Annotated in this window: 11 protein-coding genes and 2 pseudogenes; all 13 read left to right on the plus strand. The window is 34.8% G+C overall.

Annotated elements, in window-relative coordinates; all coding sequences use genetic code 11:
- Nucleotides 1-213 precede the first annotated feature (213 nt).
- A pseudogene (locus QK255_RS13390) lies at nt 214-661 on the plus strand (P-loop NTPase family protein); the annotation flags it as partial.
- A complete protein-coding gene (locus QK255_RS12675) occupies nt 647-1,498 on the plus strand; it encodes a LacI family DNA-binding transcriptional regulator (protein WP_502856710.1) in 852 nt (283 codons plus the stop codon). The pseudogene QK255_RS13390 and the gene QK255_RS12675, both read left to right, overlap by 15 nt.
- 244 nt (nt 1,499-1,742) lie before the next feature.
- Nucleotides 1,743-2,768 (plus strand): LacI family DNA-binding transcriptional regulator, encoded by a 1,026-nt coding sequence (locus QK255_RS12680; protein ID WP_002290378.1) that lies wholly within the window; start codon nt 1,743-1,745, stop codon nt 2,766-2,768.
- Between the two features lie 137 nt (nt 2,769-2,905).
- Nucleotides 2,906-4,171: an ABC transporter substrate-binding protein gene (locus QK255_RS12685; RefSeq protein ID WP_002342358.1), complete on the plus strand. Its 1,266-nt coding sequence runs from the start codon at nt 2,906-2,908 to the stop codon at nt 4,169-4,171.
- An 82-nt stretch (nt 4,172-4,253) separates the two neighbouring features.
- A pseudogene (locus tag QK255_RS12690) lies at nt 4,254-5,150 on the plus strand (carbohydrate ABC transporter permease).
- A 15-nt stretch (nt 5,151-5,165) separates the two neighbouring features.
- Nucleotides 5,166-5,990, plus strand: coding sequence for a carbohydrate ABC transporter permease (locus QK255_RS12695; RefSeq protein ID WP_047929206.1), 825 nt, complete (start codon nt 5,166-5,168; stop codon nt 5,988-5,990).
- A gap of 31 nt (nt 5,991-6,021) precedes the next feature.
- Nucleotides 6,022-7,332, plus strand: coding sequence for an alpha-glucosidase/alpha-galactosidase (locus tag QK255_RS12700; RefSeq protein WP_002341308.1), 1,311 nt, complete (start codon nt 6,022-6,024; stop codon nt 7,330-7,332).
- A 147-nt stretch (nt 7,333-7,479) separates the two neighbouring features.
- A complete protein-coding gene (locus QK255_RS12705; protein ID WP_002290371.1) occupies nt 7,480-8,739 on the plus strand; it encodes an extracellular solute-binding protein in 1,260 nt (419 codons plus the stop codon).
- A 9-nt stretch (nt 8,740-8,748) separates the two neighbouring features.
- Entirely contained in the window at nt 8,749-9,621 is an 873-nt protein-coding gene (locus QK255_RS12710) for a carbohydrate ABC transporter permease (protein WP_002290370.1), read from the plus strand.
- An 11-nt stretch (nt 9,622-9,632) separates the two neighbouring features.
- Nucleotides 9,633-10,463 carry a carbohydrate ABC transporter permease gene (locus tag QK255_RS12715; RefSeq protein ID WP_002290368.1) on the plus strand — a complete coding sequence of 277 codons (831 nt, stop codon included), beginning with the start codon at nt 9,633-9,635 and terminating at the stop codon, nt 10,461-10,463.
- A gap of 39 nt (nt 10,464-10,502) precedes the next feature.
- On the plus strand, nt 10,503-12,686 hold the full coding sequence (locus QK255_RS12720; protein ID WP_002324534.1) for an alpha-galactosidase: 2,184 nt from the start codon (nt 10,503-10,505) through the stop codon (nt 12,684-12,686).
- A 60-nt stretch (nt 12,687-12,746) separates the two neighbouring features.
- A complete protein-coding gene (locus QK255_RS12725; RefSeq protein ID WP_002342361.1) occupies nt 12,747-13,967 on the plus strand; it encodes an alpha-amylase family glycosyl hydrolase in 1,221 nt (406 codons plus the stop codon).
- Nucleotides 13,964-15,424: a sucrose phosphorylase gene (gene gtfA / locus QK255_RS12730; protein WP_002335326.1), complete on the plus strand. Its 1,461-nt coding sequence runs from the start codon at nt 13,964-13,966 to the stop codon at nt 15,422-15,424. Before QK255_RS12725 ends, gtfA begins: the two co-directional genes overlap by 4 nt.
- Nucleotides 15,425-15,461 lie beyond the last annotated feature (37 nt).

Here is a 15,461-nt window from a genome sequence, read left to right on the forward strand (position 1 = left end):
AGAAAAACGCATCAAATCCATTCTAAAGAATGTTGATTTGATGCGGTTCCTATTTTTATAAACTATCATTTTCGACTAATAAAACTACTTATGAGTCAGCCTCTCTTTTTTTCCTGATTTTTATACCTCTTTCTAGGTAAACTAAACATCTGCCAAAAATACCGTGTCTCATTGAAACATTCTCAACTATTTCAAAATAAAGGGGAGTACCAAATGAACGAGTATATTGAAATTATCCACGCAAGAGAAACAACTTAAAAATGTCAGTCTCAAAATTCCCAAAAATAAAATTAGTATTTTTACCAGCGTATCTGGTTCAGGAAAATCATCGATTGTTTTTGATACTATTACCCAAGAAGCTGGTCGTCAACTGAATGACACCTATGATAGTTTTACCCGTTTATTTTTACCTAAATACAGTCGTCCAGAGGTTGATGAGATTGATAATCTTTCTACGGCGATTGTGGTCAATCAAAAGAAGATTGGTGGCAGTGCGCGCTCAACGTTAGGGACGATTACTAACATCAATGCGTTATTTCGTGTGTTGTTTTCATGTTTTGCAACACCTAGTTTAGGATATGCAAATGCTTATTCATTTAATGATCCTAGTGGAATGTGTTCTGTCTGTCAGGGAATCGGTAAGACGATTGCATTTTTAATAGGATTGCTTTATTTTTCGGCTATTGATAATGCTGATTTTGTATTTTCTGATCCATTTACCGCAGAAGTTTTGTCTGGAATTGAGGAACAGGCAAAGAATCATGGTTATTTTGTATTGGTGCATAATGTTAATTCAGCAGAAGATGTTAAAACTATTCAGAGAAATTGGCGTTTTGAGGGGTTCATTGTTGTTGGTGTACGTGTAAAAGAATTTTTGGAATTAAATAACGTTTTTGATGGTCCTGTTGTTTATATTGATACGCATCTTTCAAAAGAGACATTAAGAGAACTTGAACAACAAATGAATCGTTTATTTGTAAATACAAATGATTACCAAGCTAGTACATTGGCAGTGGAACATTTGATTCATTATGGTCATGAGAAAATAGCGTTTCTTTCTTTTGACTACATTGTAGGTGAACCAAGTGTTATTCAAGAACGACATCAAGCTTATATCGATACATTAAAGAAATATCATTTAACCTTTAAATCGCATTGGATATATAACAACTCTGAATTTGAGCGAATTTATCAAGAATTAGCTGAATTTACTGCAATTGTTGTTACTGGAGATTATTTAGCGGCTAAATTAGTAAAATTTTTAAAAAATAAGAATAAACGAGTGATGGAACAATTATCGATTATTGGATTTGATGATATTACTTTTGCAGAATTAATGGATCCTGCGTTGACAACAATACGACTAAATCCAGGTAACAAGGGGGCGATTGCTTTTCACCAACTGATTGGACTGGCCAAACAAGAAGAAATAAAAAATCAAGTACTACTATTAGAGGGAGAATTGATTTCTCGAGACTCTGTTCACAAAATCAAATAAAAAAGCTCTGTGAAATAAGTATAGTTAACAATAAAATATCCGAACGATAGAGAGAATGAACTGTGATCTAGCAGTTCCTCGTCGCAAATTCACTAGAATTAGCATTATTTACTCTAAATTGTTCGGATATTTTTTCTTGTTTTTAATTATGATTACAGTGCCTATTTTTAACGAAATTTGCTTATTTTCAAAATGTATGATTATATGTTAGTAAACACTTTCAAATATGAAAAGAGGAGCTATTATGGTAGGAATTAGGGATGTTGCAAAACGGGCGGGTGTGTCCATTGCAACAGTATCGCGCGTGCTAAATGAGGATCCGACACTTTCAGTAACCGATGAAACCAAACGAAAGATTGCAGAATCGGTTAATTTTTATCATTATGTCAAAAAAAGTCCCGTTGCAAAAAATTTAACAAATATTGCATTAATAACGACAGTTTCTGAAGTAGATGAGTTGGAAGATCCCTATTTTCGAACGATTCGCAGAGGGATTCAAGTCGAAGCAGAACAAAGCAAAGTCAATTTGAAGAAAATTATTCGTTTGTCAGAAACACCGTTGGAGCAAGACGATTTGCTAAAATGTCAAGGTGTGTTGATTATTGGGCAGGTGCTATCTTCTGTGATTGAAGAAGTATCAGCAATTAATTCGAATGTCGTAGTGATTGATGACCCTAGTATTGAAGCTGAAGTAGATGCAGTTTATACTGATTTAACAAAAGCAACGAATCAGCATTTAGATCGATTGTATAAAAAAGGACACCGAAACATTGCGTTTATCGGAGGAGGACGTGTTCGTTTAGATAGCCAAGGAAATAAACACGTGTCAGATGATGATTATCGAAAAATAGCCTATGAGACGTGGATGAAACAAAAAGGATTAGAAAAATATAGTCAAATTTATTTAGAAGGCTGGACCACACTTGACGGAATGCAGGCAGCAGATTTACTTTTGAAAAAACATGCTAAAGATAAGTTGCCGACTGCTATCATGGTAGGAAATGATCCTATTGCTGTGGGGGTTTATCGTTCACTTCAAAAAAATGGTCTACGTATTCCAGAAGATATTTCGATTGTGAGTTTTGATAATATTGAAGTTGCTGAATTTTTAACACCTGCATTAAATACGGTGAATGTGAATACAGAAGAAATTGGAAAACTAGCAGTTCGCATGGTTAATGAACGAATAAAAGAAGTTAGAAATGTTTCGATCAAAGTGATTGTTTCTAATAATATTATTGTTAGAGAAAGTGAAAAAAATATCGATTAAAAAAGTAAACATCCAAAAAAGGATGTTTACTTTTTTGTTTACTAATATTTTTAGTAAAAAATCTCGACAAAACATTAAGTAAACAGTTATGGTGTTGTTAACAAAAAGAAAACGCATTCAAAACAGGAGGAATTAAGATGAAACATTTCAAAAAAATAGCTTTAACAGGGATAGCTGTTTTAACTGGGACATTACTCGCAGCATGTGGTGGGGGAGATAGTAAATCTAAAGACGGGCAAGTAACTTTAAGCTATGCGAGTTGGGATACTGACCAAGCTCCAGGACTAAGAAAAATGTTAGATGAATTTGAAAAACAAAATCCTGATATCAAAGTAGAAATGGAGACAACGCCTTGGGATCAATATTGGGTTAAATTAGAAGCTGCAACAACGGGAGGTAATATGCCAGATGTAGTAACCATGCACTCTAGCGAATCCTATAAATATATGTCACAGAATGCTTTGATGGGACTTGATGATGTTATCAAAGAAAATGATATTGACATGGGAAACTTTACTGAAGGAATTGCTGATTTCTATACGCTTGAAGACGAACTATACGCAATCCCTAAAGATGCTTCTGTAGTGGGGCTATGGTACAACAAAGAATTATTTGATAATGCAGGTGTCGATTATCCAGATGAAACATGGACATGGGAAACACTCAGACAAGCTGCAATTGATTTAACAGATGAATCAAAAGGCATCTATGGTTTTGCATCACATATTGGAACAGAGACTGGCTACTGGCCATTTATTTATCAAAATGGGGGAGAAGTATTTGCCGATGACAATACAAAATCAGGTTTGAATACCCCAGAAGCACAAGAAGCTTTAGCTTTTTATCGAGATATTGCACTTGTTGATCATGCTTCACCAACAATTACAGAATTACAAGATCCTGATAAGTTAAGTCGTTTTCAATCAGGTAGATTAGCAATGATGATTGAAGGAAACTGGTTTGCACCGGGATTTTTGAAAAATGACTATCTAGTTGAAAATGTTGCTTCTGCCGTGTTACCTAAGGGAAAAGTTAATGCAACAATTACAAATGGACTTGGTTGGGCTGCCAGTGCGAATACAAAATACCCAGAAGAAGTGAAAAAACTAATGGCATTTTTAGCTAGTGAGGACGCCAATAAAATCCAAGCGGAAACGGGGGCATCAATCCCAGCACTAAAAGGCTTTGAAGACGAGTGGGCTGCTTCTTCAGATACAATTGATTTGAGTGCTTTTGGAAAAATGTTGGAGTATGGAGTCCCTCGTCCATACAATAAAGATGGATTACGAGCTGAACAAGCAGAAGTTCAAATTATTAACCGTATTCTGTCTGGTGAAGTAACTGTTGAAGATGGAACCACTCAAATTGAAAAAGAAGTCAATGCGATATTGAGCGGAAATTAAATTAGTTAATTATACAATATACAGGCGAAAGGATTCTATTTCGTCTGTATATTAATGGATGAATACCAAAAAGGGGGATATTATGAAAAATCGAATTTTTGGAAAATATCGTAAAGATCAAGTGATATGGGGCTATATTTTTATTTTTCCAACGGCATTAGGATTAATTTTATTAAATATATGGCCAGCAATTCAAACAGCAATTTTAAGTTTTCAAAAAACGGTAGGGTTCGGTGATACTGAATGGGTCGGATTAAGAAATTACCAAAAAATGTTTGCAGACGGTGAAGTTTTTCAGTCTTTATTAAACACATTAATTTATGCAGTGGTTTCGATACCTAGTATTGTTGTATTATCCTTGTTGGTGGCAGTTTTAATGAATAGAAAAGTTAAAGGATTGTCGATTTATCGGACAATTTATTTTCTACCAGTCGTTGCTGCACCATCCGCAGTCGCAATGATTTGGCGCTGGATGTTCAATAATGATTATGGACTGATTAATAACATGTTGGCTAAAATAGGTCTCGATGGACCAGCATGGTTAACGGATCCATCGATTGCGATTTATTCTATTATCATTGTAGGAGTTTGGAGTGCTATTGGTTATAACATGGTGTTATTACTAGCCGGCTTATAAGAAATTCCTAAAGATTATTATGAAGCAGCGGAAATTGATGGTGCTAGTCCAATCCAGCAGTTTTTCAACATTACGTTACCATTAGTTATACCAACATTATTTTTTGTAGTTGTAACAACAGTTATCAATGCTTTCCAAGTATTTGATGTTATTTTTATGATGATTACTCCTAATAGTACCGCCATGTTTAAATCACAATCATTAGCCTATTTATTCTATAAACATTCATTTATTTTAAATGACAAGGGATATGGTTCGGCAATCGTTATGTTCCTTTTAGTGATTATATTAATTATTACTGCAATTCAAATGAAGTTGCAGAAAAAGTGGGTAAACTATTAAGGAGGCTATCAAATTATGAAAAATAAATTTTTTTCAAATGCGCCAATCCATATCATGCTTATTTTAGGTGGTATTGCAATGGCATTACCTTTTATTTGGATGATTTTAACTTCAGGGAAAACGTTGGTTGAATCTACCCAAATTCCACCTACAATTTTCCCTGAGAAATTTCAGCTAAGTAACTATCAACAAGTACTTGATTTATTACCATTCATGGCTTTTTATATCAATATATTTTTAATGGTTGTTGGACGAGTGATTGGCTCGGTTTTATTTTCAGCAATGGCTGCATATGCTTGTGCGCGTCTAAGTTTTCCAGGGAAAAATATCCTTTTCAGCTTAGTACTTATTCAAATGATGATTCCCGGTTCCATTTTTATTACTCCACAGTATTTATTAGCACAAAAATTGGGTATTTTAAATACAATTCCAGCATTAATATTACCAGGGGTAGTTAGTGCGTTTGGTACGTTTTTATTAAGACAATTTTTCTTAGGTTTGCCTGATGAATTGGAGGAAGCGGCCTATTTAGAAGGTGCCAATATTTGGACGATCTTTTTCAAAATTATGTTGCCGCTTGCTAAATCAGGATTGGTTGCACTTGGAATATTCACAGCGTTGTTTGCATTTAAAGATTTAATGTGGCCATTGATTGTCAATACTTCAATTGATAAGATGCCTTTAGCTCCGGGATTAGCAAACTTACAAGGACAATATGCCACGAACTTCCCACAATTAATGGCAGGTTCGTTATTAGCAATTTGGCCAATAGTTGTGATATTCATCGTTTTCCAAAGAAAATTCATTGAAGGAATTGCTACAACAGGTGGTAAATTATAAAACTATTAATTAGTGATTGGAGAGTAAGTACATGACAAAAATTACATTTATTGGTGCAGGAAGTACTATTTTTGCAAAAAACGTATTAGGCGATGCGATGTTAACTCCAAGTCTACAAGATGCACATATTGCATTGTACGATATTGATGAAAAACGACTAAAAGAATCAAATTTAATGCTTAAAAATATTAATAAAAATTCGAATGAAAATCGTGCTGATATTGTTTCTTATTATGATCGCAAAGAAGCGTTAAGAGAGGCTGATTTTGTTATCAATGCTATTCAAGTGGGTGGTTATAAACCTTCAACAGTGATTGATTTTGATATTCCTAAAAAATATGGGTTGCGACAAACTATTGGTGACACCATGGGGATTGGTGGGATTTTTAGAACCCTACGGACACTACCAGTAATGTTAGACTTTGCTAAAGAAATGGAAGAAGTTTGTCCAAATGCTTGGTTATTGAACTATACAAATCCGATGGCGATGTTAACCATGGGTGTTTTAAAAGCGACGAGTATTAAGACTGTTGGTTTATGTCATAGCGTTCAAGTATGCGTACCAGAATTGTTTGAGCATTTAGGAATAGCCGATCAATATGACTTAAATGACTTTCAATGGAAAATTGCAGGCATTAATCATATGGCATTCTTGTTGGAAATTACAAAAAATGGGGAAGATTTCTATCCAACAATTCGTCAGTTAGCTGCAGAAAAACCAAATCCACATCCAGATTCTGTACGTTTTGAATTGTTGAAACGTTTTGGTTACTATATTACAGAATCAAGTGAACACAATGCAGAATACCATCCATACTTTATTAAATCAAAATACCCAGAATTGATTGACGAATTAGGGATTCCGTTGGATGAATACTTACGTCGTTGTGAACAACAAATTAATGATTGGGAAAGCATGCGAGAGGACATTGTAAATAATGGGGAGTTAACACATACGAGAAGCCGTGCATATGCTTCATATATCATGGATTCTATTACGACAGGAACTCCGTCAGTGATTGCAGGAAATGTCTTAAATAAAGGCTTAATCACAAACTTACCGACAGATGTTTGTGTGGAAGTACCTTGTTTAGTCGATAAAAATGGCGTGCAACCAACCTATGTCGGTGAATTGCCAACACAATTAGCTGCTTTAAATCGGACGAATATCAATGTTCAAGAACTGACAGTAGAAGCCGCTTTAACACTAGATAAATCAAAAATTTATCAAGCAGCGTATTTAGATCCACATCTATCATCTGAATTGTCTTTAACAGATATCAAAAATTTAGTGGATGATTTAATCGAAGCACATGGGGACTATTTACCTGAATATAATTAAAAAGAAGCTGAAAGAGTAAGGAATTTTCAATTCCTTACTCTTTTCTTAGTTAAATTTAGTAAAAATATTGACAAAACACTTAGTAAACAGTTACATTAGTGTTAACAAAAAGAAAACGCATTCAAATTGTATAAGGAGGAGCATAAAATGAAGTGGTCTAAAAAAATTATTTTAGCTTGTATAGCACTAGGAGCAACGATCTCTTTGACTGCTTGTGGAAAAAATCAGGAAGATGCAAGCGGTAAGGTAGAAATAGAGTTTTTTAATCAAAAAAAAGAAATGACTCAAACGATTCAGGAGATTGCTAAAGATTTTGAAGCAAAAAACCCTGATATTCATGTAAAAGTTGTGGATGTACCGAATGCTGGTGAAGTAATTAAAACACGTATGCTTGCAGGCGATGTACCAGATGTCATTAATCTTTATCCTCAAAGTATAGAATTGAAAGAATGGGCGAAAGCTGGTTATTTAGAGGACTTAACCGAAGAACCGTATTTAGAGAATATCAAAAATGGATATGCACAACGTTTTGCTATTGAGGATCGTGTATATAGCATACCATTAACCGCTAATGTCTATGGTTTTTACTATAACAAAACTGCTTTTGAGGAAATGGGGATTCAAGCACCAGAAACTTGGGCAGAATTTGAAAAAATAGTAGCTGAGATTAAAGATCAAAACAAAGTACCGTTTGCGATTGCAGGAGCAGAAGGCTGGACTTTAAATGGTTATCACCAACTAGCTATAGCGACTGCTGCTGGTGGTGAAGAGGAAGCGAACAATGTTTGGCGTTTCTCAGAAGTTAATGGAATTAATGCTGAAAGCAAAGAAATGCAAAAAGATTTTAATCGATTAGATTTGTTAAGAGAACCAAAAGCTTTGCAAAACAACTGGCAAGGTGCCGGTTATAACGATACAGTAGTTACTTTTACAAAAGGTGATGCGTTGATTATGCCGAATGGTTCATGGGCAATGCCGATGATTCATTCACAAAATCCAGATTTTGAAGTAGGAACTTTTCCTTTTCCAGCAGATGAAGCAGGTCAAAGTCTAACGATTGGCGCAGGAGACCTAGCCTTATCAGTTTCTGCAACTTCTCAACATAAAGAAGAAGCCAAACGTTTTGTAGAATATATGACAACACCTGAAGCGATGCAGAAATATTATGATGTAGATGGTGCACCGTGTGCTGTTGAGGGCGTTATCGAGAATACTCAGGATTCACCATTAAGTGGTTTAACTGAACTTGCTTTTACTGATCGTCATTTAGTTTGGTTAGCCAAAGATTGGAATAGTGAAAATGATTTTTATACCTTAACAACAAATTATTTACACAATGGCAATCAAAAAGCCATGATTAACGCATTAAATGCTTTCTTTAATCCAATGAAAGCTGACGGAAGGTAGGAAAATAAAATGAAAATAAAAGAAATTTTAAATCGTTACTGGGCAATCATTTTTGTAGCAATTCCAATTATTTTGCAGATGATTTTTTTCTACTTTCCAATGGTTCAAGGTGCTTTTTACAGTTTAACTAATTGGACTGGTCTGACTTATAATTTTGATTTTGTGGGTTTGAACAATTATAAGATTCTTTTTTCTGATCCGAAGTTTATCAAATCGATTGGCTTCACTTTAATTGTGACGCTTTGCATGATTGCTGGACAAATTGGTTTTGGTATTTTGATTGCGCGGGCGTTGAACGCAAATATTAAAGGGAAAACATTCTTTAGAGCATGGTTCTTTTTTCCAGCGGTCTTATCGGGCGTGGTTGTTTCTTTAGTATTTAAACAAATTTTTAACTATGGTTTACCAAAAATTGGTAGTATGTTAGGCATTGAATTTTTACAAACCAGTCTTTTAGGAACAACATGGGGAGCGATTTTTGCAGTAATTTTTGTTTTACTTTGGCAAGGAATTGCCATGCCAGTCATCATTTTCTTAGCGGGTTTTCAAAGTATTCCACAAGAAATTATTGAAGCTGCTAGAATGGATGGGGCGAATGATAAGCAAATTTTTTGGAATATTGAAATCACCTACTTATTACCAAGTATTTCAATGGTATTTATTATGGCATTAAAAGGTGGCTTAACAGCATTTGATCAAATTTTTGCTTTAACTGGTGGTGGACCAAGCGATGCCACAACATCTTTGGGGTTACTTGTTTATAATTATGCTTTTAAAAACAATCAGTTTGGTTATGCGAATGCTATTGCTTTAGTCTTATTTATCTTAATTGGGATTGTTTCACTGGCACAATTAAAATTATCGAAAAAATTTGAAATCTAGGAGGTTTCCCAATGAAAACATCAAAAGAAAAAAATATTTCTAAATACTTGCTTTTATTATTAGGGGGCTTCATGATTTTAGTTCCCTTAGTTTCAACGCTATTCGGTTCATTTAAAACAACACCCGATATTATGAATAATTTCTTTCGTTTTCCTAATCCAGCGACTTTGGAAAATTTCCGAAGATTGTTAGCGGATGGAATTGGTCATTACTTTTGGAATTCGGCAATCATCACAATCATTGCAGTAGTTGCTGTGACAGCAATTATTCCTATGGCTGCTTATTCACTAGCAAGAAAAATGACTCGTGGGAAAGCATACGGATTGATGTATTTATTTTTAATTTTAGGAATTTTTGTTCCTTTCCAAGTAATTATGATTCCGATTACCGTTATGATGAGTAAAATTGGTTTAGCAAATATGTGGGGATTAATCTTACTCTATCTCACTTATGCCGTACCACAGACACTATTTTTATATGTTGGTTTTATTAAACTAAATGTGCCTATCAGTCTGGATGAGGCTGCTGAAATTGATGGGGCTAGTCACTTTACAACTTATTTCAAAATTGTTTTCCCAATGTTAAAACCAATGCATGCGACGACTATTATTCTTAATGCTCTATGGTTTTGGAATGATTTCATGCTACCATTATTAATTTTAAATCGTGATTCTAATATGTGGACACTACCATTGTTTCAATATAATTATACGGGACAATATTTTAACGACTATGGTCCAAGTTTTGCTTCCTATACAGTAGGAATTGTCACGATTACACTAGTTTATCTTGCTTTCCAAAGAAGTATTATAGCTGGAATGAGCAATGGAGCAGTGAAATAACCAATAAATTATTCTCATTATAAAGGAGTTCATAAACTTATGATTATATTTGACAATCACACACAAACATTTCATTTACAAAATAAAAAAATTAGCTATCTATTAGGAATCGAAGAAAATAATTATTTAACGCATCTTTATTTTGGAAAAAAGATTACGCACTATTCTGGTGGGTATCGCTACCCCCGAACAGATCGTTCCTTCTCACCCAACAATGCAAATGCGCAAGATCGTTTATTATCTTTAGATACATTACCATTAGAATTTCCAGGATATGGACATGGTGATTTTAGAGAACCGGCGCATAATATTAAATTAGGAAACGGTAGTCGTGTAAATGATTTTCGTTATGATAGCTACGAAATTCAAAAAGGAAAGCCCAGCTTAGCGGGATTGCCAGCCTTATATACGGAAGATGATGATGAAGCTGAAACGCTGATTATTCAATTGAAAGACGCGATTAGTGGATTGACTTTACAGTTGTTCTACACAATTTATCAAAATCACAGTGTAATTATTCGTTCTACGCAATTAGTAAATAATAGTGATGAAACAGTGGAGATTAACCGCTTAGCTAGTCAATCAATTGATTTTCCAAATCGTCCACTCGAGTTAATTCATTTAAATGGTACCTGGGCAAGAGAACGTCAAATGACTAGAGAAAAAATTCATACAGGGATAAAAGTATTAGATAGTAAACGCGGATCAAGCAGCCATCAACAAAATCCGTTTGTTGCTTTAGTAGATGCCAAAACAGATGAATTTCAAGGAGAGGCATATGGATTTAATTTAGTTTATAGCGGTAATCACGAAACGGTGATTCAAAAAGATCCATTTGACCAAACACGGGTCATTATGGGAATTAATTCATTTAATTTTGGTTGGCAACTAAAAACTGGCGACTCATTTCAAACGCCAGAAGTCGTGATGGTTTATAGTAATGAAGGTCTGAATACGTTATCACAGACGTATCATGAATTGTATAATCACCGTTTAATTCGTGGAAACTATCGTTTACAAGAACGTCCCACGTTAATCAACAACTGGGAAGCAACGTATTTTGATTTTAACGAAGAAAAAATCATGAATATTGTCGATGATGCGAAGAACTTGGGCATTGAAATGTTTGTTTTAGATGATGGTTGGTTTGGCGGTCGTGAAAATGACTTCACTTCATTAGGTGATTGGGTTGAAACAGAAGGCAAACTTGCTTGTGGTTTGGAAAATTTAGCCAAGCAAGTGCATGATAACGGGATGAAATTTGGGATTTGGTTTGAACCGGAAATGATTTCTGAAGATAGTGAACTATTTCGAGCACATCCAGATTGGGCATTGGGTATTCCAGGTCGTGACCGCTCAATTAGTCGAAATCAATATGTTCTTGATTTTTCAAGACAAGATGTTCGTGATAATATCTATCAACAAATGACGGCGATTTTTGATCGTGTACCGATTGATTATGTGAAGTGGGATATGAATCGAAATATGACAGAAGTCTATTCTGTCTTGTTGGACTCAACGATGCAAGGTGAAGTGGCTCATCGTTATATGTTAGGGTTATATGAATTTTTAGAAAAGTTAACAACGAATTATCCAACTATTTTATTTGAAAGTTGTTCGGGTGGAGGCGGTCGTTTTGATGCAGGTTTCTTGTATTACATGCCACAAACTTGGACGAGCGACAATACCGATGCCGTGGCTCGTCTGAAAATTCAATATGGAACCAGCTTAGTGTATCCAATTTCAAGTATGGGTGCGCATGTTTCAGCAGTCCCAAATCATCAAACAGGAAGAGAAACGAGTTTAACTATTCGTGGCAATGCTGCGATGGCTGGTGTTTTTGGTTATGAGCTAGATCTAACGCAATTAACTTCTGAAGAAAAAGCAGAAATTAAAGAACAAGTTGCCTTTTATAAAAAGCATCGCCAACTTTTGCAATATGGAACTTTTTATCGCTTGGAAAGTCCGTTTGAAGGCAATGATACTGCATGGATGTTTGTCTCAAAAGACCAAACAGAAGCCATGGTCTTTTATTTCCGAGTATTAGCAGAAGCTGCGCATCCATTAGTCACATTGAAATTAGCAGGATTAGCAGAAGAAGCAACTTATCAAATGGAAGATGTAACATTTGCTGGCGATGAATTGATGAATCTCGGTTTTTATATTGACTCAGAACTACATGGTGATTATGCGACACAACGCTTTTATTTGAAACAGATATAGTAGCTTGAATTTACAATATAAGTGCAACACCAAAAGAGACTCATTCCAAACGAAGAAAATATGTTTTATTTACACGCATTTACTAAAAAGCAGCCTGATTTGAATTGGGAAAATGAAGAAGTACGTGAAGAAATCTATGCAATGATTAACTATTGGTTAGATAAAGGACTAGGCGGATTTAGAATCGATGCGATATTAAACATCAAAAAAAAACTAGAGTATGGCATCTTTGAATCTGATGGAGAAGATGGGTTAGCCTTCATTGGGCCCTGGATTCTTAATCAGTCGGGCATTGAAGTGTGGTTAAAAGAAATGAGAGAGCGGACATTTAAACCACATAATAGTATGACGGTAGCAGAAGCCGATGTTCCTAATGAACGTTTAGATGAATATATTGGTGAAGATGGCTATTATTCGATGGTTTTTGATTTTAGTTATACGGATATTGATGTACCTGAAACTGGTGAATGGTTTAAAGATAGCCAATGGACATGGACGGATATGCGTACCAATATTTTTACGAATCAATTAGTTACGCAAGATAAAGGTTGGGGCGCCTTATATTTAGAAAACCACGATCAACCACGTTCAATTAATAAATATATTCCAGAAGAATGGATCAATGATTATAGTAAAAAAATGTTGGCGACGCTTTTTATGTTACTAAGAGGTACCCCTTTTATTTATCAAGGACAAGAACTAGGAATGACCAACATAGAAATGGCATCATTAGAAGATTTTGATGATGTAGCTACGCATTCTCAGTATAAACGGGCATTAGAATATGGATTGGCACCAGAGCAAGCATTGAAAGCTGTCAATAAACGAAGTCGGGATAATTCTCGCACACCTATGCAATGGAATACGCAAAAAAATGCCAGATTCTCAACTTCTGATAATGTATGGTTAAAAGTAAATCCTAATTATCCAGAACTCAATGCAGAAGCTCAGTTAACCAATCAACAGTCGGTATTCAATTATTATCATCAATTAATTAAATTAAGAAAAAATAGTGTATACAAAGACGTGCTAATCTACGGACAATTTCTACCAGTGAAAGATAAAAATGAACATATTTTGCTTTATGAACGCCAATTAGAAGATAAAATCGTATTAGTTATCTTAAACGTTACAGCAACAGAACAAGAATATTATGTAGATGAACAGTACCAACAAGTATTAATCAATAATTATGAAGATGTTTTATTAGATCAAAGTCGAAAATTGCGTTTACGACCGTTTGAAAGTATTGTATTAGCTAATTATGGAGGACAATTATGAAAATTAAAAACGAAGCAATGCTCATCACCTATGCAGATAGTTTAGGAAAAAACATGGGCGAATTAAAACAAGTCTTAGACAAACATTTACAAGGTGTTATTGGTGGTGTACATCTGTTGCCTTTTTTTCCATCGACAGGTGATCGAGGCTTTGCGCCGAGTGATTATACGACAGTTGATCCAGCTCTTGGAACATGGGAAGATGTGGAAGCATTAGGTGAAGATTATTATTTGATGTTTGATTTTATGATTAATCACATTTCTCGTGAATCAAAATTTTTCCAAGATTTCAAAAAAAACCATGAGCAGTCACCATACAAAGAAATGTTTATCCGTATTCATGAATTTTTCCCAGAAAATCGACCAACACAAGAAGATATTGATTTAATCTACAAGCGTAAAGACAAAGCGCCGTTTCAAACGGTAGAATTTGCGGATGGTACGACAGAAGAGGTTTGGAATACCTTTGGGGAAGAACAAATTGATTTAGATGTGACCAAAGAAGTTGTGAAAGAATTTATTCGAGAAACCATCAAAGATATGGCGAACCATGGCTGTTCTTTAATTCGATTAGATGCGTTTGCTTATGCGATTAAAAAATTAGATACCAATGATTTCTTCGTGGAACCAGATATTTGGGAACTTTTAGACGAAGTGCGTCAAGAAGCAGCGAAATATGACGTCGAATTATTACCAGAAATCCATGAGCATTATTCCATTCAAATGAAAATTGCCAATCATGATTATTATATCTATGACTTCGCCTTGCCAATGGTCACTCTGTATTCACTTTATAGTGGAAAATCAGAACGTTTAGCCAATTGGTTGAAAATGAGTCCGATGAAGCAGTTTACAACATTGGATACGCATGATGGAATTGGTGTTGTGGACGCTCGTGATTTATTAACAGATGAAGAATTGGATTACACCTCTGAGGAATTGTATAAAGTCGGGGCGAATGTGAAGAAGGTCTATTCAAGTGCCAATTACAATAATTTAGATATTTATCAAATTAACAGCACCTATTATAGTGCATTAGGCGATAATGACCGTAGCTATCTGTTAGCACGTGCGATTCAAGTATTTGCGCCAGGGATTCCACAAATTTATTACGTTGGGTTATTAGCAGGAAAAAATGATATTGAACTGTTGGAAGCAACGAAAGAAGGGCGTAATATTAATCGTCATTACTATGATTTAGCCGAAATTGAAGAAGAAGTGCAACGGCCAGTGATTCAACAATTATTTGCACTTTTAAAATTTAGAAATGAATCTGCGGCGTTTGATTTGGATGGAACGATTGAAGTAGCAACGCCATCAGAATCAGAAATAGTGATTACACGTAAAAATAAAAACGGTAGTGATAGTGCAACATTAACGGCTAACTTGGATACGAAAGAATTTATCATTGAGTCTAAAGATATAAAAATTTTCACTAGTGTTGCATTAAAATTTTAACCTATTCCATAGAACAAAAAATCCTTTATACTAGCAC

The organism is Enterococcus sp. ZQ21 (genome assembly GCF_030053755.1).
In the GTDB taxonomy this organism is placed as follows: Bacteria; Bacillota; Bacilli; order Lactobacillales; family Enterococcaceae; genus Enterococcus_B; species Enterococcus_B lactis.